Origin of the sequence: Halomonas sp. LC1 (assembly GCF_030247125.1) — a bacterium.
Taxonomy (GTDB): Bacteria; Pseudomonadota; Gammaproteobacteria; order Pseudomonadales; family Halomonadaceae; genus Vreelandella.
The window spans coordinates 136,602-159,703 of the sequence record NZ_JASSPG010000001.1; the positions used below are offsets into that span (position 1 = coordinate 136,602).

At 60.5% G+C, this 23,102-nt stretch carries 20 protein-coding genes and 3 tRNA genes; 9 read left to right on the top strand and 14 right to left on the bottom strand.

Translation table 11 applies throughout. The features are described from left to right. Positions 1-31 precede the first annotated feature (31 nt). On the bottom strand, positions 32-1,336 hold the full coding sequence (locus tag QIT27_RS00625; RefSeq protein ID WP_285262587.1) for a M18 family aminopeptidase: 1,305 nt from the start codon (positions 1,334-1,336) through the stop codon (positions 32-34). Between the two features lie 138 nt (positions 1,337-1,474). On the opposite strand from QIT27_RS00625, the gene QIT27_RS00630 reads away from it, so the two are divergent. Continuing rightward, positions 1,475-3,568, top strand: coding sequence for a carboxy terminal-processing peptidase (locus QIT27_RS00630; RefSeq protein WP_285262588.1), 2,094 nt, complete (start codon positions 1,475-1,477; stop codon positions 3,566-3,568). 84 nt (positions 3,569-3,652) lie between these two features. On the opposite strand, the gene QIT27_RS00635 is transcribed toward QIT27_RS00630, so the two are convergent. The 4 genes from QIT27_RS00635 to QIT27_RS00650 all read right to left on the bottom strand — a co-directional run bounded on the left by QIT27_RS00635 (position 3,653) and on the right by QIT27_RS00650 (position 4,523). Next, the gene (locus QIT27_RS00635) at positions 3,653-4,015 is read right to left on the bottom strand and encodes a metalloregulator ArsR/SmtB family transcription factor (protein ID WP_159341647.1); all 363 of its coding nucleotides are present in this window, start codon (positions 4,013-4,015) and stop codon (positions 3,653-3,655) included. Positions 4,016-4,175: 160 nt separating this feature from the next. Then, a tRNA-Asn gene (locus tag QIT27_RS00640) sits at positions 4,176-4,251 on the bottom strand. A gap of 32 nt (positions 4,252-4,283) precedes the next feature. Continuing rightward, positions 4,284-4,359 (bottom strand) — tRNA-Asn (locus QIT27_RS00645). An 88-nt stretch (positions 4,360-4,447) separates the two neighbouring features. Continuing rightward, positions 4,448-4,523, bottom strand: a tRNA-Asn gene (locus QIT27_RS00650). A gap of 187 nt (positions 4,524-4,710) precedes the next feature. Here QIT27_RS00650 and miaB point away from each other — a divergent pair. The 5 genes from miaB (at position 4,711) to lnt (ending at position 10,208) form a co-directional block, all read left to right on the top strand. Continuing rightward, entirely contained in the window at positions 4,711-6,054 is a 1,344-nt protein-coding gene (gene miaB / locus QIT27_RS00655; protein ID WP_159341646.1) for a tRNA (N6-isopentenyl adenosine(37)-C2)-methylthiotransferase MiaB, read from the top strand. A gap of 86 nt (positions 6,055-6,140) precedes the next feature. Next, a complete protein-coding gene (locus QIT27_RS00660) occupies positions 6,141-7,238 on the top strand; it encodes a PhoH family protein (RefSeq protein WP_285262589.1) in 1,098 nt (365 codons plus the stop codon). Then, a complete protein-coding gene (ybeY, locus tag QIT27_RS00665; protein WP_159341644.1) occupies positions 7,235-7,696 on the top strand; it encodes an rRNA maturation RNase YbeY in 462 nt (153 codons plus the stop codon). The genes QIT27_RS00660 and ybeY overlap by 4 nt, the downstream gene beginning before the upstream one ends. A gap of 123 nt (positions 7,697-7,819) precedes the next feature. Next, positions 7,820-8,704 carry a CorC family transporter gene (locus QIT27_RS00670; RefSeq protein WP_159341643.1) on the top strand — a complete coding sequence of 295 codons (885 nt, stop codon included), beginning with the start codon at positions 7,820-7,822 and terminating at the stop codon, positions 8,702-8,704. 46 nt (positions 8,705-8,750) lie between these two features. Beyond that, positions 8,751-10,208: an apolipoprotein N-acyltransferase gene (lnt, locus tag QIT27_RS00675; RefSeq protein WP_285262590.1), complete on the top strand. Its 1,458-nt coding sequence runs from the start codon at positions 8,751-8,753 to the stop codon at positions 10,206-10,208. A 90-nt stretch (positions 10,209-10,298) separates the two neighbouring features. Here the strand turns inward: lnt and phaC are convergent, their stop codons facing one another. The 5 genes from phaC to prmB form a co-directional block, all read right to left on the bottom strand. Continuing rightward, positions 10,299-12,152 carry a class I poly(R)-hydroxyalkanoic acid synthase gene (gene phaC / locus QIT27_RS00680; RefSeq protein ID WP_285262591.1) on the bottom strand — a complete coding sequence of 618 codons (1,854 nt, stop codon included), beginning with the start codon at positions 12,150-12,152 and terminating at the stop codon, positions 10,299-10,301. A 105-nt stretch (positions 12,153-12,257) separates the two neighbouring features. Further along, the gene (locus QIT27_RS00685) at positions 12,258-12,668 is read right to left on the bottom strand and encodes a phasin family protein (protein WP_159341640.1); all 411 of its coding nucleotides are present in this window, start codon (positions 12,666-12,668) and stop codon (positions 12,258-12,260) included. 156 nt (positions 12,669-12,824) lie between these two features. Then, positions 12,825-13,196, bottom strand: a complete 372-nt coding sequence (locus QIT27_RS00690; RefSeq protein WP_159341639.1) for a hypothetical protein — start codon at positions 13,194-13,196, stop codon at positions 12,825-12,827. A gap of 60 nt (positions 13,197-13,256) precedes the next feature. Beyond that, positions 13,257-14,348, bottom strand: coding sequence for a chorismate synthase (gene aroC / locus QIT27_RS00695; RefSeq protein WP_285262592.1), 1,092 nt, complete (start codon positions 14,346-14,348; stop codon positions 13,257-13,259). A gap of 13 nt (positions 14,349-14,361) precedes the next feature. After that, positions 14,362-15,321, bottom strand: a complete 960-nt coding sequence (prmB, locus tag QIT27_RS00700; RefSeq protein WP_285262593.1) for a 50S ribosomal protein L3 N(5)-glutamine methyltransferase — start codon at positions 15,319-15,321, stop codon at positions 14,362-14,364. Between the two features lie 150 nt (positions 15,322-15,471). Between prmB and QIT27_RS00705 the strand changes: the two genes are divergently transcribed. Next, on the top strand, positions 15,472-16,035 hold the full coding sequence (locus tag QIT27_RS00705; RefSeq protein ID WP_159341636.1) for a Smr/MutS family protein: 564 nt from the start codon (positions 15,472-15,474) through the stop codon (positions 16,033-16,035). 62 nt (positions 16,036-16,097) lie between these two features. Here QIT27_RS00705 and QIT27_RS00710 read toward each other — a convergent pair whose 3' ends face one another. Further along, positions 16,098-17,147 (bottom strand): patatin-like phospholipase family protein, encoded by a 1,050-nt coding sequence (locus QIT27_RS00710; protein WP_159341635.1) that lies wholly within the window; start codon positions 17,145-17,147, stop codon positions 16,098-16,100. A 28-nt stretch (positions 17,148-17,175) separates the two neighbouring features. Beyond that, positions 17,176-18,066, bottom strand: a complete 891-nt coding sequence (locus QIT27_RS00715; protein WP_285262594.1) for an alpha/beta fold hydrolase — start codon at positions 18,064-18,066, stop codon at positions 17,176-17,178. 363 nt (positions 18,067-18,429) lie between these two features. On the opposite strand from QIT27_RS00715, the gene QIT27_RS00720 reads away from it, so the two are divergent. Both QIT27_RS00720 and QIT27_RS00725 read left to right on the top strand, forming a co-directional pair. Further along, the gene (locus QIT27_RS00720; RefSeq protein WP_159341633.1) at positions 18,430-18,873 is read left to right on the top strand and encodes a LexA family protein; all 444 of its coding nucleotides are present in this window, start codon (positions 18,430-18,432) and stop codon (positions 18,871-18,873) included. Continuing rightward, positions 18,870-20,255 carry a Y-family DNA polymerase gene (locus tag QIT27_RS00725; protein WP_253017210.1) on the top strand — a complete coding sequence of 462 codons (1,386 nt, stop codon included), beginning with the start codon at positions 18,870-18,872 and terminating at the stop codon, positions 20,253-20,255. The genes QIT27_RS00720 and QIT27_RS00725 overlap by 4 nt, the downstream gene beginning before the upstream one ends. Here QIT27_RS00725 and QIT27_RS00730 read toward each other — a convergent pair. Continuing rightward, a complete protein-coding gene (locus QIT27_RS00730) occupies positions 20,178-21,641 on the bottom strand; it encodes a sodium-dependent transporter (protein ID WP_285262595.1) in 1,464 nt (487 codons plus the stop codon). The genes QIT27_RS00725 and QIT27_RS00730 overlap by 78 nt on opposite strands. A 63-nt stretch (positions 21,642-21,704) precedes the next feature. Continuing rightward, a complete protein-coding gene (locus QIT27_RS00735; RefSeq protein ID WP_285262596.1) occupies positions 21,705-22,931 on the bottom strand; it encodes a YbfB/YjiJ family MFS transporter in 1,227 nt (408 codons plus the stop codon). Between the last annotated feature and the right edge of the window lie 171 nt (positions 22,932-23,102).

Genomic DNA, 23,102 nt, shown 5'->3' on the forward strand with positions numbered 1-23,102 from the left:
GGCCTTTTTCGTTTCTAACCGGGCGGCTGAATCAGGAGAGCGTTGGGCGATTCAGGAACACCGTCAGCGCCCGCGTCAGGTAATCCACATCTCGCGTGCCGGACGTTTCACGAATCGAGTGCATCGCCCACTGGGGCAATCCTACGTCGATGGTCGGCACGCCCACTTCCGTAGCGGTAATCGGCCCAATCGTGCTGCCGCAGCCCATATCTGCCCGGGTGACGAATGACTGCACCGGCACATCCGCTTCGCGGCACACATCCCGGAACAGCGCGCCGGTGACGCTATTGGTGGCGTAGCGCTGGCTCGCGTTCACCTTGATCACCGGCCCACCGTTGATGGCCGGGCCGTGGCGTTCATCGTGCTTGTCGCGGAAGTTCGGGTGCAGCGCGTGGGCATTATCGCAGGAGATCATCAGCGACGACTGGATCAGCTGAATCAGCGACTCCTCACTGCCGCCACCGACCTGGGCGTTCAAGCGCTTTAGCACATCGCCCAGGAACGGCCCCTGTGCGCCGCAGGCGCTGGCACTACCCACCTCTTCATGGTCGTTCGCCACCAGCAGCGCTCCTTGGCTGCCATCGCACTCCAGCAGCGCCTCTAGGGCAACGAAGCAAGACAGCAGGTTATCCAGCCGTGCGCTGGCCAGCAGCTCTTTGCGCAGCCCAACCAGTGACGGCGGCTGAACGTCGTAAAAGCCCAGCTCGAAATCCACCACCTCGACCGTACGCAGGCCGTGCTGCTCTTCCAGCCACTGTCCCAGTAGCTCGTGCAATTTGGCGGTATCGCTCTGCATCAGCACCGGTGCCATTTGCGTTTGCGGATTGATCGAGCGCCCGCCGTTCACGTCGCGGTCCATGTGGATCGCGAGGCTCGGAATCATCGCGATGGGGCGGTCTACGTTCAGCAGCACGCTTTCCAAACGGCCATCGGCATGGCGCACGTGTACACGCCCCGCCAAACCCAAATCGCGGTCGAACCAGGGGGCTAGCAGCACGCCGCCATATACCTGCACGCCCAACTGCAGCCAGCCGGCCGAGTACTGGGTCGCGTTGGGCTTCAGGCGCAGCCCTGGGCTATCGGTGTGAGCGCCCATCATACGCAGGCTAGTCAGTTTGCCAACGGGTAACTGAAACGCGATCACCGACGAATCGTTACGCGTCACGTAGTAGCGCTTTCCTGGCGCAAGCTGCCAGTTCGCGGTCTCTTCCAGGCGCGTGAAGCCCGCCTGCTCCAAACGCTCAGTCATGCTCTGGGTGGCATGCCATGGCGTAGGCGACTGCTGCAAAAAATCGCACAGCCGCGTTAAACGTTCCGCGTTGAAAGCCTCGGACATGGAATTCCTCATAACAGTAATGATTGAGTCTCACAGGGGAAATGACCTGCTACAATGCTCCCTCGGCCTACGCAACTCATAGGCTAACTGCGGGTCTAGGGAAGAATGAGTGTACACAAATCCGGGAGAGCTTGACTGATGAGCTTGTTTGCAACGCTTTCGCGCTCGGTCGCCCTTGCCGTGATGCTGGTGATCACCAGCCCGGCAGCGCTGGCGCAACTCGCGCCGACCGACGAACAACGCCAAGCGGCAGTGGAAATTGCGGATTCACTCCGCTACGGCCACTATGCTGATATTACTTTCAACGAGCAGTGGTCGCAGGAAGCTTTCCAACGCTATCTGGATATTCTGGATGGTCAGCGCGCCTACCTACTGAACCGAGACATCGAACCCTATCGCCACCTTGAGAACGACATGGCCGACGTGCTGTTCGATGGCGACCTGGACGACGCTTTCGCCCTCTACAACCGCCTGAGCGAGCGTCACACCGCCCGCTTGGAGTGGCTGCTCGCCGAATTGGACGAAGGATTATCGCTAGAGTTCAACAGCGACGAGCGCCTGGAAGTGGATCGTGAAGACGCTCCCTGGGCCACCCGCGACAGCGAGCTGGACGAGCTATGGCGCAAACGGTTGAAAAACGACGCCCTGACCCTCGCTCTTACCGACCAGGACGCGGATCAGATCGAAGACAACCTGCGCCAGCGCTACGAAGGTCAGCTCTCGCGGTTACGCCAAGCGGAATCCGAAGATGTGTTTGGCCTGCTGATGGCCGCCATCTCCGGCACCATCGACCCGCACACCGGCTACCTCTCCCCGCGTCAAGGCGAATCCTTCGATATTCAGATGAGCCTCTCGCTGGAAGGCATTGGCGCGCTGCTGCAAGCGGACGGTGAATACGTCAAAGTCTCCAGCCTCGTGCCCGGCGGCCCCGCTGAGCGCGCAGGCGTGCTGGAACCGGCCGACCGCATCATCGCCGTCGGCCAGGAAGAGGGCGAGATGGTCAACGTCGTCGGCATGCGCCTGGATAACGTCGTCGATCTGATTCGCGGCCCCAAAGGCTCCGTGGTTCGCCTGGACGTAGTGCCTGCCCAAGCCGTAGACATGACCCGCTCGCAAATCGTCGAGATCACCCGCGACACGGTCAGTCTGGAAGATCAGGCGGCTGACAGCGAAGTGATCGAAGTGATGCGCGACGGCGAGCCACATCGCATCGGCGTGATCAACGTACCCACCTTCTACGTCGATTTCGACGCCTGGCAAGCCGGTGAAGAAGAGTATCGCAGCACCACCCGCGACGTGGCCCGCGAAATCGAGAACCTCAAACAAGCGGGCGTAGAAGGTATCGTGCTCGACCTGCGCAATAACGGCGGCGGCGCACTGCAAGAGGCCAACTCGCTGATCGGCCTGTTCATTGATCGTGGCCCCACCGTGCAGGTACGCGACGCCCAGGGCCGCATTCAGCTCTACGGCGACACCGAAGCAGGCACCGTGTACGACGGCCCGCTGACCGTGCTGGTGAACCGCCTCTCGGCCTCTGCCTCGGAAATCTTCGCCGGTGCCATTCAAGACTATGGCCGCGGCATCGTGGTGGGCGCCTCGACCTTTGGTAAAGGTACCGTTCAAACCCTGAACGAGCTGAGCCACGGCGAGATCAAACTGACCCGCGCCAAGTTCTACCGCATTTCAGGTGACAGCACCCAGAATCGCGGTGTCGAACCGGACATCACTTTCCCTAGCCTGATCGACCCCGAGCGCATTGGCGAAAGCAGCCTGGATAACGCCCTGGCGTGGGACAACGTGCAAAACGTGCAGTACCGTCGTTACGGCGAGCCGGAACGCGTGTTGCCCGCGCTGATTGCTCGCCATGAAGAGCGCGCCAAAGAGAACCCCAACTTCCGCTACCTGGAGCGTCAGTCCACGCTGGCTCGCCAGCTGCGTGAACAGCACACCAGCGTCAGCCTGAACCGCGAGCAGCGCCAACGCGAGCTAGAAGCCCAAGAAGCCGAACAGCTCTCGCTGGAAAACCAGCGCCGCCGTGCGCTGGGCCTGCCGGAACTGGAAGAGTGGATGGATGCACGTAGCGACGGCACCGCCGCCACGGAAGATGCCGAAGCTGAGAACGACAGCGACGACGAAGAGATGCCCGTGGACCGCGCCCACGTGCTCGAAGCCGCTGAAGTGCTGCTCGACTACGTTCACCTGCAAGAGAGCCAGCGCATGGCCAAGCGTTAACCCACGCTTACTCTGCGCTAGCAACAACAACGCCAGCCCGAGGGCTGGCGTTTTTTGTGGACGCTTGCTGGTACCGAAACGCTACTAGCAGAGGGCAGCACGCCGCGCCGGACGATCCCCCATACGCGCCAAACGCTGCGTCAGCGCCTCAAGCTGCACTGCACTCCCCTGCGCACCTGAATCAATAATCGACTGCGCCCAGGCAGGCAGCTGCGGCGCTAAACGGTAGTAAACCCACTGCCCTTCCCGCTGATCCATCAGCAGGCCGCACTGGCGCAGCTGCGCCAAATGGCGCGACACCTTGGGCTGAGACTCCTCCAGCGCGTAGGTCATCTCACACACGCACAGCGACTGCTCCTGGGCAATCAACAGCACCAGCATCAGCCGCGTTTCATCGCTCAAACACTTAAAGACCTGCAGCGCCTGCAGGCTAGCCGCTTTCCCCACGACACCTTCCCACGCTATAAATTGAAGCAACTAGTTTACGCGAAGCGTGGACAAGCGTTAAGAAATGACTCGCCACAAACAGCCACGCACAAAAAAACACCCAAAATGCCAGTTGGCAGCGGGCGGGCACTCATTTAGATAGGAAAGATGGTAAGCTAGATGGCTCCCCGAGCAGGACTCGAACCTGCGACCCAATGATTAACAGTCATTTGCTCTACCAACTGAGCTATCGGGGAACAACAGAAAGATCTTTAGCAGAACAGCAGCTTGGCTCCTCGAGCAGGACTCGAACCTGCGACCCAATGATTAACAGTCATTTGCTCTACCAACTGAGCTATCGAGGAACATCATTTGCTGTTGCGTTTGAAGCAGAGCCTATCACTTATCAGTATTCACTTAAAATGTTCTAAGCAATTGTGCTGACAAGTGTTTTGGCTCCTCGAGCAGGACTCGAACCTGCGACCCAATGATTAACAGTCATTTGCTCTACCAACTGAGCTATCGAGGAACTGCTCAAACACGGTGCGTAGTATACTGATTGAATCGCGCGGGTCAAGTATCGATTATGGGGGAATGCTAGCCCCTGGTTTGCTGTGTCCGTATAATGCAGCCATTCGACGGCAGCGCTGCCGCTGTCTCACCGTTATTTCATTCATCCCTCGTCCCCTTTGACGACCCATAGATGACAGGTACCGATGGCGAAGAAGCTCTTCATCAAAACGCACGGCTGCCAAATGAACGAGTACGACTCCTCGCGTATGGCGGACCTACTCGGCGAATCTCACCAGCTGGAGCTCACCGATAACGAGAAGGAGGCGGATGTCATCCTTCTCAACACCTGCTCCATTCGTGAAAAGGCGCAGGATAAGGTGTACCACCAGCTAGGCCGCTGGAAAAAGCTGAAAGACGCCAATCCCGATCTGGTAATTGGTGTGGGTGGCTGCGTGGCCAGCCAGGAGGGTGAGGCGCTGCGCAAACGCGCCCCTTACGTGGACATGATTTTTGGCCCGCAAACGCTGCACCGCGTGCCGAAAATGCTCGACGCCCGCAACAACAACCAAATTGCGGCGGTGGACGTCACCTTTCCGGAAATCGAGAAGTTTGACCACTTGCCCCAGCCCAAGTCCGATGGCGCGACGGCCTTCGTCTCGGTCATGGAAGGCTGCTCTAAGTATTGTACGTTCTGCGTGGTGCCCTACACCCGTGGCGAAGAGGTCTCGCGCCCCTTCGAGGCGGTGATGGATGAAGTCATCCACCTGGCCGACCAGGGCGTGCGGGAGATCAACCTGCTGGGCCAGAACGTGAACGCCTACCGTGGCGAGAACGACGACGGCGACGAGATCGACCTGGCCGAGCTGATTGCCTGCGTAGCCGCCGTCGATGGCATTGACCGTATTCGCTTCACAACCTCGCATCCGGTGGAGTTCACCGACAGCCTCGTGGACGCCTTTGCCGAGATACCGGAGCTGGTCAGCCACCTGCACCTGCCGGTGCAATCAGGCTCTGATCGCATCCTTAGCGCCATGAAGCGCGGGCACACGGCAGAAGAGTACATCGAGAAGATGGAGCGTATCCGCGCGAACCGTCCAGATATCAGCTTCTCCTCCGACTTCATCATCGGCTTCCCCGGTGAAACGGAAGAAGATTTCGAAGCGACGATGGATCTGATTCATCGCATCGGCTTCGACCACTCGTTCAGCTTCGTTTACTCGGCGCGCCCCGGCACCCCGGCGTCTGGCTTGGCCGACGACACGCCGGAAAGCGTGAAGAAGCAGCGCCTCGCCATCCTGCAGGAGCGCATTCTGCAGCAGGCGGCGCAAATCAGTCGCCGTATGGTGGGTACCACGCAGCGCATTCTAGTGACCGGGTTTTCACCGAAAGACCCCGGTCAGCTCTCTGGGCGCACCGAAAACAACCGCGTAGTGAACTTCCGCGCGGCCAACCCGACCGAGCTGATCGGCTATTTCGTCGATGTCGAGATCACCGAAGCGCTACCCAACTCGCTGCGTGGCGAGCTTGCCTCTGGCGAGCGTTATTGATCGCTCGCGTATCCTAGGTAATTGCCCCGGCCCCGCCGGGGCAGTAAGCTGAGACTCACACACATCAACTAACGGGTTTCTTACTCTTGAGCCAGCCATCACCTCAGGCCAATCGCATTATCACCCTAAGCCTTGAACCCAATGACCCGCAGCGTCTCGCAAGTCTCTGCGGCCAACAGGACGAGCATCTAAAGCTGATTGAGAGCCGCCTGGACGTGACGTTGCGCAACCGTGGCAACGTTTTTCAGCTGGCCGGTGCCGCGAACCGTATCAAAGCGGCCGCCAACGTGCTGGAACACCTCTACCGTGAAACCGCCGCCGATGAACTCTCGGCGGATACCGTGCACCTGTTCCTGCAAGAATCCGGCCTGGAAGCGCTGGAGGAGGAAGAGGATGGCGAAGGCGGTAGCGATGAAGTGATCATGCGCACACCGCGCACCATGATCAAACCGCGCGGCCTGAACCAGCAGCGCTACGTGCAGAGCATCCGCGAACACGACATCAACTTCGGCATCGGGCCAGCGGGCACCGGTAAAACGTACCTTGCCGTGGCGGCTGCCGTGGAAGCGCTCAACCAGCAAGAGGTGCGCCGCATTCTGCTGGTACGCCCAGCGGTGGAAGCCGGTGAGAAACTGGGCTTCCTGCCGGGCGACTTGGCGCAAAAAATCGACCCGTACCTGCGCCCGCTGTATGACGCGCTGTACGAAATGATCGGCTTCGAGCAGGTGGCGAAACTGATCGAGCGTCAGGTGATCGAGATTGCCCCGCTGGCCTACATGCGTGGCCGTACGCTGAACAACTCGTACATCATCCTGGATGAGAGCCAGAACACCACGCCGGAGCAGATGAAAATGTTCCTGACACGGATCGGCTTTGGTTCCACCGCCGTGATCACCGGCGATATTACCCAGGTCGACCTGCCCCGCGGGCAGCGCTCAGGGCTGTCGCAGGTGCTGGACGTCCTCAAAGACACCCCCGGCATCGGCGTGACCCACTTTGCCGCGAAGGACGTGGTGCGTCACCCGCTGGTGCAGCGCATCATCGAAGCCTACGACGAGTTCGAGTCTCAGCAGGAAGTGGCCGAGCGCGCCCGGCGTGAAGCTCGCCAGCAGGAGCGCGAAGCGCGTATGCAGGCCATGGAACGCAGCAGCTATAGCGACCGCTCGGGAGAGAACGACCGATGAGCGATATCGTGATCGACCGGCAGGCGGCCATCGACGAGCCGCGGCTGCCGTCGCTCGAACAGCTCACCCATTGGGTGAGCTGTGTCTTTTCTCGCCATCCGGATGACGAACGCCAAGAGCTGACCATCCGTTTCGTGGACGAAGAGGAGAGCCAGGCGCTGAATCGCGACTATCGCGGTAAAGACAAGCCCACCAACGTGCTCTCGTTTCCGTTCGAGAACCCACCCGGCATCACCCTGCCGCTGCTGGGCGATCTGATCATTTGCCACGCCGTGGTCGCCCGCGAAGCCGACGAACAGCAGAAACCGCTGGCCCACCACTATGCGCATATGGTCGTACACGGCACGCTGCACTTAATGGGCTACGATCATATCGACGACCAGGAAGCCGAGGAGATGGAGCAGCTAGAGCGCGAGCTGTTGGCGACTCTCGATATTCCTGATCCTTATCACGCGTAAGCCGCCCCCCTAAATCAAGCGAACGTTTAGAGTGGTGTCAACGGCCACTCAGTGATAAAACGATGGCGTGTACGTACGATCATCCTGGTAACACCTTTTTTCGTAACTGAGAGATTTGACGCAATGAGCGAAGACCGATCGAGCAACCCCAATCAAAAATCATGGCTCGAGAAACTCTTTGGCGCCCTTTCCGGAGACAACGACGAACCCAGCTCGCGGGATGAGCTGATGACGTTTTTACGCCACACCGCAGGGAAACTGAAGCTGGATCAAGACGCCATCATGATTATTGAGGGGGCGCTCGATATCAGCGATCAGCAGGTGCGTGAAATCTTGATCCCACGCTCTCAGGTGTCGGCCATTACCCTCGACCAAACGCGGGACGACTACCTGCCGTTGATCCAAGAGACCGGCCACTCCCGCTACCCGGTGGTGGGCGAGAACCTGGACGACGTAAAAGGCATTCTGCTGGTCAAAGACCTGCTGCCGCTGCTGTCGCAATCGCAAGAGAGCCGCGACGCGTTCAAACTGGAAGACGTGCTGCGTCCGGCGATGTTCATTCCCGAATCCAAGCGCCTCAATACCCTGCTCAAAGAGTTCCGCGAAACCCATAACCACATGGCGATCGTGGTGGACGAGTACGGCGGCACGGCGGGTATCATCACCATCGAAGATATTCTCGAGCAGATCGTCGGGGATATCGAAGACGAGCACGACACCGATGAAGAGGACGACATCCGCACGCTGGAGAACGGCCACTTCGCCATTCGCGCCCTCACGCCCATCGAAGACTTCAACGAACGCTTCGGCACCGAATTCTCCGATGACGAATTCGATACGGTGGGCGGGCTGGTGATGCAGCAGTTTGGTCACCTACCCGGTCGCGGCGAACACACGACGCTGGGCGGCTGGCGGTTCGTCATTCTGAACGCCGATAACCGCCGCATTCGCCTGCTCGAAGCCTATCGCGACAGCAACGCCGCTGACGACGAACCACAGGACGACTAGGCGGTCGTTCTCTCACTGCCTCTACCACCCTAGATAGGATATCGCCATGGGGTTCACACCCACGTTGACGCTACAGCTGCTCGCCGCCCTGGTGGCGGGCGGCTTCACCACGCTGACTGCTTCCCCTTTCGAACTCTGGTGGCTAGGCCCGGTGGCCATGGGTCTGTTGTACGTGGGCCTACACACGCTTACCCCGCGCCAGGCAGCGCTAAAAGGCTGGCTGTATGGCGTGGCGCTGTTTGCCAGCGGCACCTCATGGGTTTACGTCTCGATTCACGACTACGGCTATACCGGTGTGCCGCTCGCGGTCTTTTTAACCGCGCTGTTTGTGGGCGTACTGGCGCTGTTCTTCGCGGGCACGTTCTGGCTCTACCGGCGCTTTATCGGCCCCCGCTGGGCGCTGCTTACCTTCGCAGGCGCGTGGGTGCTGGGCGAAGTGCTGCGCACGTACTTGTTTACCGGCTTCCCCTGGCTGCTGGTGGGCTCTAGCTACGTGGACTCCCCGCTGGCTAGCTGGGCACCCGTTGGGGGCGTGTACTTACTCTCGCTGCTGGTGGTGCTTACCGGCACGCTGGGGGTGGAAGTGCTGCGCCGCCAGTGGTGGGCCGCGCTTCCGCTGGCAGCCATTTGGCTAGCCCCGCTTGCGCTACCCCACCAGTGGACGACACCGGTCAGCGAACCGACTCGCGTGGCGCTGCTACAGGGGAATTTGCCGCAGCTGCTCAAGTGGACCCCCGAAGGCCAGCGCACCGCCGCCAATACCTACAGCGAGTTGACTCGCGACGTCGCAGACGAGGCAGATCTGATCTTGTGGCCGGAAACCGCTCTGCCCATGATCGATAGCCAGGCGCGGCCCGTGCTGGAACGAGTGCAGGCCAACCTGCCCGTCGACACCGCGCTGCTGACGGGCATCGTGCAGTTGGATGAGGACGACCGCTACTTCAACAGCGTGATTGGCGTTGGCAACGTGGAAGGCAGCTACCAAAAAGAGCACTTGGTGCCGTTTGGTGAGTACCTGCCGCTGGAGAGCCTGCTGCGCGGCGCAATCAACTTCTTCGACTTGCCCATGTCCAGCTTTACCAAGGGCGCTGCGGATCAAACGCCCATGCAAGCGGCCGGTGTCGCTATCGGTAACGCCATTTGCTACGAGATCATCTACCCTGAACTTGTTGCCCAACGGGCGGCAGACAGCGGCGTGATCGTGACCGTTTCTAACGATACGTGGTTCGGGGCCTCCATTGGCCCGCACCAGCACCTGCAAATGGCGCGCCTGCGCGCCTTGGAGAACGGCCGCTACGTGGTACGTGCCACCAGCAACGGTATTACCGCGATCATCGACCCGCGTGGCAACGTGGTGGACCGCGCGCCGCAGTTCGAGACCACCTACCTCACCGGCGAGTTTTACGCCATGGAGGGGCTCACGCCGTTCACCCGACTGGGCAGCCTGCCCGTTTGGTTGCTGGCGGGATTACTGCTGCTGCCGGGGTTCGTGCGTCGGCGCTAATGCCCGTAGCCCAGCGGCCATACAAAAGCCCCCAGCCACGTTCGTGGCCGGGGGCTTCGTGTTTTAGGCGGCTTCGTTAAAACGCGCCGGCTAAGTACTGCTGGGGATTTCTCCTAACACTTCCGGAATGGTCATGCGCACGTAGCGGCCCGGTGCGGGTTCGATCACTTTTAACTCCCCCTCCCCCGGCTGGCGGGCGGGCACCATCTTTTTCGGGTCGGCATCCGCATAGCCGTTCTCCGTCACCCACGCTTGCCAGTGGGGCCACCAAGAGCCTTCGTTAAAGGTCGCGCCTTCCTGCCAGGCGTCGTGAGTTTCGGGCAGCGTGTCGTTGGTCCAGTAGCCATACTTGTTCTTATGGGGCGGGTTCACGATACCGGCAATGTGTCCAGAACCACCCAGCACGAAGGTCGTCGGGCCTTTGGGCAACAGTGCGCCATAGTAGGTGCTGTTCCACTTGGCGATGTGGTCCTCTTTGGTGGACACAAAATAGCTGGGCGCCGAGATTTTGCGCAGGTCGATTTTGACGCCATCCAACTCGATGCCGCCGGGTTCCACCAAGCGGTTTTCAAGGTACATATGGCGCAGGTACCACGCGTGGGTACCGGCCGTCAGGTTGGTGCCGTCGGTGTTCCAGTAGAGCAGATCGAAGGCCGCCGGAATCTCGCCCTTCAAGTAGTTATTGATATAAAACGACCAGAACAGGTCGTTTTCCCGCAGCAGGTTGAAGGTATAGGCCATGGAGCGGCCATCCAGATAGCCCTTCATCTGCATGGTTTGTTCGATACCCTGCACCACGCGCTCGTTCAGGAACACGCCGATATCACCCGGATCGCGGAAATCCTGCAGCGTGGCCATATAGGTGACCGACTTCACCTTGCGGCCACGGCGGGTGCTGGTGAGGTAGGCCACGGTGGAGGCCGTCAGCGTGCCGCCCACGCAGTAGCTCAGCAGGTTGACCGACTTCTCACCACAGGCATGCTCGATGGCCTCCATGGCACTGATCGGGCCCATCTGCATATAGTCGGCCCAGGTAATGTCGCGCTGCTCGGGACCTGGGTTACGCCAGGAGATCAGAAAGACCGTGTGACCTTGATCGATCATCCACTTCACCAGCGAGTTATCTTCCCGCAGGTCGAGGATGTAGTACTTGTTGATCCAGGGCGGCACGATCAACAACGGCGTTTTGAACGTTTTTTCGGTGGTCGGCGTGTACTGAATGAGCTGAATCAGCTCGTTTTCATACACCACGGCGCCAGGCGTTACCGCGATATTCTCGCCCACGCCAAAGGCGCTGCGGTCGGTCATGCGCACGTTGATGCCCTCTGCCGAGTTGGCGAGGTCTTCCCGCAGCCGGGTCAGGCCATCGACGAGATTCTGGCCTTTGGTTTCTAGGGTGCGGCGCATCACTTCCGGGTTGGTGGAGACGAAGTTGGTGGGTGACATCGCATTCACCAACTGCCGGGCATAGAACGTCAGGTTGCGCTTATGTACGGGGTCTAACCCATCGAGGTCGTTAATCAGCTCGTCGACCATCTGCGAAAACAGCAGGTATTGCTGCATGATCGCCATGTAGTAGGGGTCGGTGGTCCAGGCGTCGTCCTTGAAGCGGCGGTCATGTTTGGGCGGCGTCACCAGCGGAGCCACCTGTTCACCGGCCATGGCGCGCACGCCCTGCTGCCATAGCAGCCACTGGTCTTGCAGCAGCCGCGACTGGGTCTGCCACAGCAGATTCGGGTTGCTCATCAGCGAACGGGCGGCGGCTTCGAAGCTCTCGCGCATATCGCTGTAGACGGAGTCGGCGGCTTCGCTGGGCGCCATGCGCGTCAGCAAGTCTCCCAAGAGCGCTTTGTACTGCTCACCAATGTCGTCGAGCTGCTCTTTCCATGCCTCCATCTCTTCTTGCGAATAGTGTTGAGACGGCATTTTCCACCCTGACTGCATACCACTTCCCCCTCACCTGCTAGGCGGCGTCCGCCCTGGCAACGCACTAAAGAACACGACAAAAGAAGGCGGCGCCTTATGGGCGCCGCACGACTCTTTCAACGATTAGCTCTTGCGAGACGACTGACTGGACGCCTTGGCAGGCTGCTCGCCTTTGGCGGCCGCGCTGGCTTGTTCGCTCATTTTTTGTCCGGCTTCGCTAAACAGCTTTTCCATTTCGGATTTGAACTGCAGGCTCATTTCGCTCATCACCCGCGCGTCCTCCTGCATTTGCTGGGAAAGCTCGTTCATCATTTCCGCTTGCTTGGTACCGAAATCGCGCAGGCTTTCGGCGTCGCTGATCTCTGTGGCGCTACGGATGCGCTCGGTGCCCATTTGGCTGTAGCGTTTCATCGCTTCCAGCTGGTATTGGGTCATTTTTTCCATGTTGTTGAGCATCAGCGAGTTCATCTTACGCATCGGCTCGAACATTTGGCGGGTTTGGGCGTTAAAGGCGTCCATCATTTTATCTTGCATTGTGGTTGCTCCTGTCTCTCGTTCCTTGGCATGAGCCTGGAGTGGCTCATCACATCGCAAATTGTTGCACCGCAAAAAAGAGTAATACGTGGCATGCTGCTTTGCAACATGCCACTGACTCCCACTGCGGGCCCCTTTTGATAGCGCCTAGCTCGCCTACCCTTTGGCCCGAGAGCGCGACGACGCCGTGGCTTTCGCCTTGGTGGTCTTCTCACTGGCCGCCGACGAGGGTTCGCTATCTGCTTGGCTGGCACCGCCACTATGGGCACTACCGGCCTGACGCAGCATATCCAGCATCATCTGCTGATAGGTGCCAAAGTTAGCAAGCCCCTGTGAAAGTCCTTGCTGCATCATGGGTTGCTGCAGGAAAGGACGCATCAAGCTCATGGGGTCGTAACCTTCTACCCCTGATTCCATCTGCCGTTGGATGTTGTCCAGCAGGCTCTGCTGGAATGCTTCCACATCGGGCAGCCCCAGCGACTGCCGAAATTCATCCGGCGTCAGGTCAAACTCAACGTTAATTTTCATAGGGCACTCCTTAACCGTCTTCCTTGAGTGTAGCAGCGAACCACTCAGCGTACCTTGGCGTTATTGCTGGCCTAAACGCGGTGTATCAACGCTGACATCAGCGTTTTGGCCCCGGTGGCGCAGCCAGTGGTCGAGCAGCGTAATCGCCATCATGGCCTCGGCAATCGGCGTTGCCCGAATGCCCACACAGGGGTCGTGACGCCCTTTGGTGATCACCTCGACCGGCTCGCCGTGCACATCGATGGAACGCCCTGGCGTGGTAATGCTGGAGGTCGGCTTCAGCGCTAGGCGTGCGACGATGGGCTGGCCGCTGGAGATACCGCCCAGTACGCCGCCCGCATGGTTGGAAAGAAAGCCATCCGGCGTCATCTCATCGCGGTGTTCGCTGCCGCGCTGGGCAATGCAGCCGAAGCCCGCGCCAATCTCGATCCCTTTTACCGCATTGATACTCATCAAACCGTGCGCTAGGTCAGCATCCAGACGGTCGAAGACCGGCTCGCCCAGGCCTACGGGCACGCCATCGGCAATCACGGTAATTTCCGCGCCCACGGAGTCTTGGTCCCGGCGCAGCTGGTCCATGTAGCTTTCTAGCTCGGCGACTTTATCGGGGTCGGGGCAGAAGAAGGCGTTCTGATCGACGGCTTCCCAGGTTTTGAAGTCGATCTTGATCGGGCCGAGCTGGCTCATGTAGCCGCGAATTTGAATGCCCTGTGCCGCCAGCACCTTTTTGGCAATGGCACCTGCCGCCACGCGCATGGCGGTCTCACGGGCGCTGGAGCGGCCGCCACCCCGGTAGTCCCGGTGACCATACTTGTGATGGTAGGTGTAGTCCGCGTGGGCGGGGCGGAACTGGTCTTTGATCTTGGAGTAATCTTTGGAGCGCTGGTCGGTGTTTTCGATTAGTAGGCCAATCGAGGTGCCGGTGGTCTTGCCTTCGAACACGCCGGACAGAATACGCACCTGATCCGGCTCTTTGCGCTGGGTGGTGTGGCGCGAGCTGCCGGGGCGGCGGCGATCCAAATCGCCCTGCAGATCCTCTTCGCTAATCGCAATGCCCGGAGGGCAGCCATCGACAATGGCCCCTAACGCGGGGCCGTGGCTTTCGCCAAAGGTGGTGACGGTAAACAGTTTGCCAAACGTATTGCCAGACATGGGCGTTAATTCCTCACGCAAAAGACGCCGCATGGGCGTCGAGTTCAGCGGCGCTCAGGGCAAACACGCCCTGGCCGCCACGCTCGAATTCAAGCCAGATAAAGGGCACCTCGGGGAAGGCGGCCTCCACATGGCGGTCAGAGTTGCCGACTTCGACGATCAGCCACCCCTCTTCCGTTAGGTGTGACCGGGCCTCGCGCAGAATACGCCGCACGATATCCAGGCCGTCGCTGCCCGCGCCCAGCGCCAACGACGGCTCGTGGCGGAACTCGGCGGGCATGGTGGCCAGGTCGCGCTCATCGACATAGGGCGGATTGGAGACGATCAGGTCGAAGCGCTGGCCTTCCAGGCCGTCGAACACGTCAGACTCCACGGCGCGTACACGGTCGCCGACATCGTGGCGGGTAATATTCTGCCGCGCTACGGCCAAGGCATCCTGGCTGATATCCGCCAGCGCCACTTCGCAGGTGGGCAGTACCAGCGCGGTGGCAATGCCAATGCAGCCGGAGCCGGTGCACAAATCCAGCACGCGGGCGGGCGGCTCTTCGGGGAACCACGCCGCAAAGCCATCTTCGATCAGCTCGGCAATCGGTGAGCGGGGAATCAGCACGCGCTCGTCTACATTGAAGGGGTAGCCTGCGAAGAAGGCTTCCCCCAGCAGGTAAGGCAGCGGGCGGCGCGTGGTAACGCGCTCGCGGGCGAGGCGAATGATCCGCTCACGCTCGATGGGCAGCAGCCGCGCATCCAGCACGGCCGGGTCGACGTTCCAAGGAAGATGCAGCGCGCCCAGGCAGAGGGCGACCGCCTCGTCCCAGGGTGACTGCGTGCCGTGCCCATAGTGCAACCCCGCCAAGTAGAACTCGCTGGAGACCCAGCGCAAATAGTCCCGTAGTGTAAAAAGATCGCTGACCAGCGCCGAATCCGGCAGCGATAGCGTCGAAGGGGAGGACTCATCGGTGAGATGCGTGGTCACAAGGGCTCCTGGCGTCAAAAGGTCGTTGGGGGATTGTACCTTTGACGCCGCCCGGTTCACAGCAGCGCCAAGCTCGCTATACTGTCTCGCCTTAGCGTTTTTTATCCACCGCCCCTTTTTTCACCACTACTTAGTTGATTCGAGCCGACCATGACGCGACACCTGCCCAACGATGACGATATCAGTGCCTTTCGCCAAGCGCTGCAGGCGGCAGGGGTACGCCGTATTGCCACCAACCAAGCCGACCCCGGCAAGCCAAAGCGCCAGTCAGATGCCAGCGAAGCGCGTCGCCGAGCGGCGGTCGAGAGCAGTACGCTGCAAACCAGCGGGCGCACGTCCGATGGCCGGGTGGAGGCGGTTCGACCCTCCGAGTATTTAGAGTTCAGCGTGCCGGACCTGCCCTGGCGCACCTTCAGCCAGCTCAAGCGCGGGCAGACGGCGTGGCAGGCGGGGTTGGATCTGCACGGTTACACTTTGGAAGAGGCGCGGCTGGAGCTGGAGAGTTTTTTGCGCGATGCCGCTGCCCAGGGGCTGCGCTGTGTGCTGGTGGTGCATGGCAAGGCGTGGGGCACCACGTCTGATTTCCCGGTACTGAAAAGCCACACCAACGCGTGGCTACGGGAGTGGCCCGGCGTGCTGGCGTTCTGCTCCGCCACCGATATCGATGGCGGCACCGGGGCGGTGTATATCCTGCTGCGCAAGCGCGGCCAGTAGCGATACCTTTTCTGCCATTGCGTTGAATCACTGTTTTTTTCGCCGCCACGCCCTCGTCACGACTACTCAGCTGCATCCGAGGCGATGCTCGGCATGCGTCGCTCCAACGCTTCGTCGGCTAGGTGGCGGCCTAACCGAATCAGCTCGTTGGCGCGGTGAAACTCGTAGGTACTGCACACCGTTTTGGGAATTTCGATCAGTACGTCAGGCGGGTAGCCCGCCACTTTGTACTTCGCCAGCGCCGCCTGGGTGATATCGAACGACTCCAGAATCATATCCAGCTTGCCCCACTCGCGCTTACCGCGCAGATCCACCGTCTCATCGTCGTCGCTGTCGTCACCGCCGCCGCCCAGGCCGCCCCAAAGCCGCCGGGTCGTGGCGCGTACTTCATCCATCCAGCCGCCTATGTTGGCGTCGCGGTCCCGCTCCAAGGCGGTGCGGTCGTCATCGCCCCCCTCTTGGGGCAGCAGCTCGTCCAGCGTTACGGGCTGCGGGCTGTGGGCGGTAACGTTCACGGCAACCACGAAATCCGCCTCGTGGGCGGCGAGAATCGGCATCATGGGGAGCGGGTTGAGCAGCCCGCCATCCACCAGCACCTGCTCGCCGATGTGGACCGGCGTAATCACCCCAGGCACGGCAATCGAGGCGCGAATGGCTCGCAGCAGCGGGCCGTTTTGAAACCAGACTTCGCGTTGGCGCACCAAGTCCGTCGCCACGGTGGTCACTGGGATGGGCAGATCTTCGATCAGCCGGTCGCCCACCAACTCTTCCAATTTGCTCATCACTTTATTGGCGCGCATCGCCCCCATGGGGCTCCAGGTCACGTCGACCAGCTTTAGCACGTCCAAGTAGTCGAGGTTGCACACCCACTCGCGGTACTCCGGCAGCTTGCCCGAGGCATAAATGCCACCGATCAGCGCACCCATGGAGCACCCGGCAATCGAAATGATCTCGAAGCCTCGGGCCTCCAGCGCTTCAATCACACCGATATGGGCGTACCCTCTTGCACCGCCGCTCCCCAGCACCAGGGCCACTTTACGACCGCTCCCCAACGCTCTCCCCGTCAACTGGCTAACCACGTTCTGCCCCTCCTTTTTGGCATGGTGTCTCATACGCACACGTCGTTCTTGTGTTCCAACGTTAACTGGCCGTGTGGCCTTCCCGGCAAATCACCTCGGCCACGCGCTCGACGGCCTGCGGCTCCAAATGCAAATGGTGGCCGCCAGTCAGCACGTGCCGAGTGAGCTGCGGCACCGCCTGCCGCGCCTGGGCTGCCCAGGCACGCTCGCCCAAAATGCCCTGCTCTCCTTCTATCAATAGCACCGGTGCGCGAATCTCGCTCAGTACCGCTAGCACTTGCGGCGGTGTAAAGCGCACCAGAGAGGGCTTGAGCAGGCGGCTGTCGGTACGCATTTGCACTTTGCCATCGGCCGTGGCTTGAGTATTACGCTCGACCAGCGGCGTGGCGGTGATGCTATCCAACGGCGTAACGCCGCCCGCCACCCGGGCCGCAATGGCGCTTTCCAGGTCGGGGTAGCGCGGTGTGCGAGACGAGGAGCGCCGGTGAGCGATGATGCCTTTACGCAGTTGGCTGGCCGTCTCTTCTGCCGACGTATTGAGCGCGCCCAACCCGTCCAGCAGAATCAGTCGCGCTACTTTTTCCGGCAGCGCGGCCGCGACCAAGCAAGAGACCGCCGCGCCCATGGAGTGCGCCAGCAGCGTGGTCTGCTCGAGGCCTAGGGCATCCATAGCATCCAGCACATCGTGGGTGTAGTCCCAAAGCGCGTAGTCGCTGCCAGTCGGGGCATGAGCGGAGTGCCCGTGGCCTCGAAAATCGATCGCCACGATGCGAATGCCCAGCGCGCTCACCAAGCGTGGGGCCAAGCGTGTAAAGCTGGCGGCGTTATCCAGCCAACCATGCAGCGCCAGCCAGGTGGGTGCGTCGTACTGCCCCCAGCTCAATGCCGCCAACCGCCCCCCGGCCAACGAAAGCGGCTGAGGCGCCGCGCCTACTCGGGAAGCGTCGTTCATAACAATGGGTCTCACTGCGAAAATCTGGCGCGTCTGATGATGCGCCTAAATGTGAACATTACGATGCAAACATTGCGGTGCAAACGTTGTGGCTCAAACGTTACCATGCTCGGCGCAGCGCTTGTGCTGCTTTTACGCGGCCATGGGCCACGACGCCGTTCATTTTTTGATGGAGATTGCCATGAAACCTCGCCGCGATACCCGCGTTCGCAACCTTGTGTTCTTTATTACAGTCATCAGTGCTTTGGTCGTGGGGCTGTGGCTGGCTCGCTAAGGGCAGTGCTTGCAATTTTTGCCTCGTGAATAAATACTGTTTATATATACTGTATATAAACACACTATTTATTCTTGAGGATACCGACGATGCCGTCTCAACTCGCCCCCGTTGCGACAGCCTTGCCGTTAACGTCTCAGCCGCTGCCGTTTCCTCCCCAAACGGGCCGCGCCGGCATTAGCGGCTTTCCCTCCCCCGCCCAAGATTACGAGCCGCGCACCCTCGATCTCAATGCGCGGCTGATCAAACACCCCACCCAAACGTTTTACCTCACCGCCACCGGCGACAGCATGGAGGGCTGGGGAATCTTCGAAGGCGATTTACTGGTCGTCGACCGCAGCGTGACGCCCCGCTTAGGGCATATCCTCGTGGCCATGTTCGACGAGGAAGTGCTGATCAAGCGCTACGCGCTGTATCGCGGCACGCCCCACCTCTGCTCTGCCCACCCCCACTATCCGCCGCTGCCGCTAGAAGGCACCGACTGCCAGCTATGGGGCGTGGTGCGCGCCGTCATTCACGAGTACTTGCCATGATCGGGTTAGTGGATGCCAATAACTTCTATGTCTCCTGCGAGCGGGTGTTCAACCCCGCGCTAGAAGGCAAGCCGGTTGGCGTGATGTCGAATAACGACGGCTGTGTGATTGCCCGCTCGGAGGAGATGAAAGCCATGGAGATCGCCATGGGCACGCCCGCGTACCAGTTAGAGGGGCTACGCCGCCGTGGGGCGATTCATCTGCTTTCTTCCAACTACGAGCTGTATGGCGATATGTCGGCGAGACTTGCCCAACTGCTGCGCGATGCCTGCCCCGAGGTTGCCCCCTACTCCATCGACGAGATGTTCATTTACCTGGATGGCTTCGACGACGCCCAGTGCCAAGCCATCGGTGCAGCACTGCGCCGCCGTATTCGTCGCCATTTAGGGCTGCCCGTGTGCGTAGGCCTTGCGCCGACACACACGCTAGCCAAGCTTGCCAACCACGTGGCCAAAAAGCAGCCGCATTACGAGGGAGTGTGCTTGCTTCACGGCGAGAGCCTTACCACGCAGGTAGTGCTGAGACAACTGGCCGTTAGCGAGGTATGGGGCGTCGGTCGGCGCTTGGCGGAGCGGCTAGCGGTCAGTGGCATTCGCACTGCCTGGGATCTGCGCGAGTGCGACCCCAAGCAGCTGCGCAAACGCTTTTCTGTGGTACTGGCACGCACCGCGCTGGAGCTACGCGGTACGCCCTGCCTAGAGATGAACGCCGTGGAGCAGCCCCGCCAGCGCATCATGACCTCCCGCTCGTTCGGCCAATCCACCGGCGTGAAAGAGGAGCTGCACGCCGCCCTACGCCGTCACGCCCAGCGAAGTGCCGAAAAATTGCGCCAGCAAGGCAGTCTGGCCCGCGCGGTGATGCTGTTTTTAAACACCAATCGCCACCGCAAAGATCAGCCGCAGCTCTCGCCCAGCGCGATGATTCCCCTCGCTGCGCCCACTGACGATACCCGCCTCATTCTAGAAGCCGTGCGTGAAGGGCTCGATCAGATGTATCGCCCCGGCTACACATTCATGAAAGCCGGCGTGATGCTGCTGGACTTGGTGGATGCGCAGCAGTACCAGCTCTCTTTGCTGCAGCCCACGACCAAGGCGCACCCGCAGCTGATGAAGACGGTCGACGCCATCAACCAAAAGATGGGGCAAGGCACGCTGCGCTTTGGCATGACCGATGCCGACGCGCCTTGGCAGCTGCGCTGCGCGCATCGCTCCAGGCGTTACACCACGTGCTGGGAGGAGTTAATGGAGGCCGGCACTCACCCTGGCGCGATTGCCGACGCCAGGGCAAGGCGAGAAAAACAGCGCTTAGCGGGCGGAAAGCGCTTGGCGAAGACGCGGGCTAATGGCTTCACCGATCACGGCAATGAGTACCAGCAGCGCTAGCAGCACCGGCCAATGGGCGGCAAACGAGACCTGATACAGGCCCAAGGCATCGACAAAGATCACCAAAATGCCCAGCGGGCTGACGTAGCGCACCATGGCCAACCACAGCGCATAGGGCAGCGGCGCTAGCCCCAGCTCGTCGCGGAACGTCTCGCTTTTCAATACGAAGCCCGCCAACAGCACCATGCCCAGACCGCCCAGCGGCATCATCCAGCGGGAGGTGAGGTAATCCAGCCAGTCAAAGACGTTCTTGCCTGCCATCGTCCAGTCGGCGCCCAGGTTGAACGACAGCATCGCCAGTGTGCTGATCAGCCACAGTACGATGCCGGTGGCCCAAGCAGCCGACTTACGGCTCATGCCTTTGTTATCGCACAGCCACGAGACCGTCGCTTCCACCATGGAGATCGACGACGTGAGCGCGGCCATGGAGAGCATCAAGAAGAACAGCACGCCGAAGAGCGTCCCCATGGGCATTGCTTGGAACGCCAGCGGCAAGCTCATGAAGATCAGCCCTGGGCCTTCGCCGGGGTTCATGCCGTTGGCAAAAATCACCGGGAAGATCGCCAGCCCGGCCATGAGTGCTACCACGGTATCCGCCACGGCGACGCTGAGCGTGGTGCGGCCAATGGAGGTGCCTTTGGGCAGGTAGCTGCCATAGGTCAGGATCGCTCCAGACGCTAGCGAGAGCGTAAAGAACGCATGACCCAGCGCCGCCAGCATCCCTTCGCTGGAGAGGCTGCCCGCCTTGAAGGAGAACAGGAAGCGCACCGCGTCACCAAACCCGCCGGAAAACACGCCAAACACAATCAACAGCAGCAGCATGAGTACGAGGCCAGGCATCATCCAACTGACGTTTTTTTCGATGCCCTCTTGAACGCCTTTGCCGACGATGACCATAGTCAGTAGCGTGACCAGCGTGCTCCATCCCCCCAGCGTCAGCGGGTTGGCATTGTTGGCCCCAAACACGGCCGCCATGTCGTCGACGCTGGTGCCTGCCAAACCGCCGGAGAGCATTTTCCACAAGTAGGAGAACGACCAGCCCGCCACCACGACGTAGAACGACAAAATCATGAAGCCGCACAGCATGGCCATCCAGCCCAACAGCGACCAAGCGGACGAGCGGCCAGACTCGTTTACCACCCGGCGAATGGCGTCGATGGGGCTACCGCGCCCTCGGCGGCCAAAGGCAATTTCCGTTATCATGACCGGCACACCTACCGCCAAGATACAGGCCAAATAGACCAGCACGAAGGCCCCACCACCGTATTCACCGGTGATGTAAGGGAATTTCCAAATATTGCCGAGCCCTACCGCTGAGCCTGTGGCTGCCAGCATGAAGCCCCAGCGGCCCAGCCACTGAATGCGAGGTTGTCCCGAAGACGCCATGACCTTCCACCCTATCGGAAAAAAGCGCCTATCCTAGTGGATTTTGCCGCGAATGCCCACGTATCACGGCGTGGCATAGCTGGCTTTGGCTTCGGTATCTAGCCGCTGGGCGGTTTGGTCGACGCGACGCAGCCACGCCAACAGCACGGCACCCAACCCCACAAAGCCACCCGCTAACCACAAGCCGACATCGTAATGGCCGGAGGCTTCCGCGAGCATGCCGGTGAGCGCAGGTGCCACAATCTGCGCTGCGCCGTAAGCCAACGTCATTTGTCCCATCAAGCGGGCGGGGCTGGCGGGGTACAGCCTACCCGCCATGGTCAGCACTAAACTGACGCACCCCAGGAACGTGCCGCCGTAGAGCACTGCGCTAATCAAAACGCCCGGTAACGTTGGGCTGATCGCAGGCAGCACAATGCCGACTACCTGCACCATCATGGCCATAATCAGCGCGCCTAAGTAACCAATCCGCCGCGCGATTAAATCCCACAGCATCACGGCGGGTGCTGCGGCCAGCCCCACCAGCGCAAAGGCCCAGTTTCCGGCTCCGGCCAGCAGCGGTTCACGCTCCACAATCGCGACCAAAAACGTTGCGCTGATCACATAGCCATAGCCCGCACAAAAGTAGGCAGGCAGCATAAAACGCATAAAGGTGCGGCTAGGCGGCGTTGCAGGTGCTTGATGACTGGCAGCGCTGCCTACCACCGGTTTCACCGGACGCGGTAACCAGCACCAGGCAGGCACCAGCAGCACCGCCCCCAACGCGCTAAAGCCCCACCACTGCGCTTGCCAGCTCATTGAAAGCGCCAGCATTAGCTCTACTGCTAAGGCCGCGACCACAATGCCAATGCCGACGCCTGCAAAGTGGATGCCCAGCTCGCCCCGCTGATGGTGCTGAATCAGCCAGTGCAAAATCAGCCCTGATGCCAACAGCATCGAGCCGCTGCTAGAAAGCCCCGCCAAAAAGCGCAGCCCCGCCCATACCCAAAAGTGCTCGGTTAGCGCCATACCGGCGGTGGTTAATACGGCCAGCACTAAGCCAATGCGAAACAGCGTGTCCTTCAAATAAATCGTGCGAATAGAGGCCGCCAGCACCGCTCCTAGCATATAGCCAGCGTAATTCAACGCTGCTAGCCAACCGCCATCGGCATCACTGATCCAGCTCTGCTGCTGCATCACCGGCAGTAGCGGCGTATAGGCAAACCGCGCAATGCCGATACATAAAATTTGGCTAAATACCCCCGCCAACAGCACTTTAAAGCGCTGGGCCTGAACACTTCTAGTAGGCATGGACACTCCCTCGTCGTGACTATTTTTGTTGTGGTAGTGTGGCTTAAATAGGTAGCCAGCTATCTTCCATCATACGCGGAAACCAGTGCCGTACTATCGGCTAAACGTGGCATGGAGAAGCAGCGCATTAGCGCTCGGAATCTGGCAGACTAACTCTCACGTTCACTACCC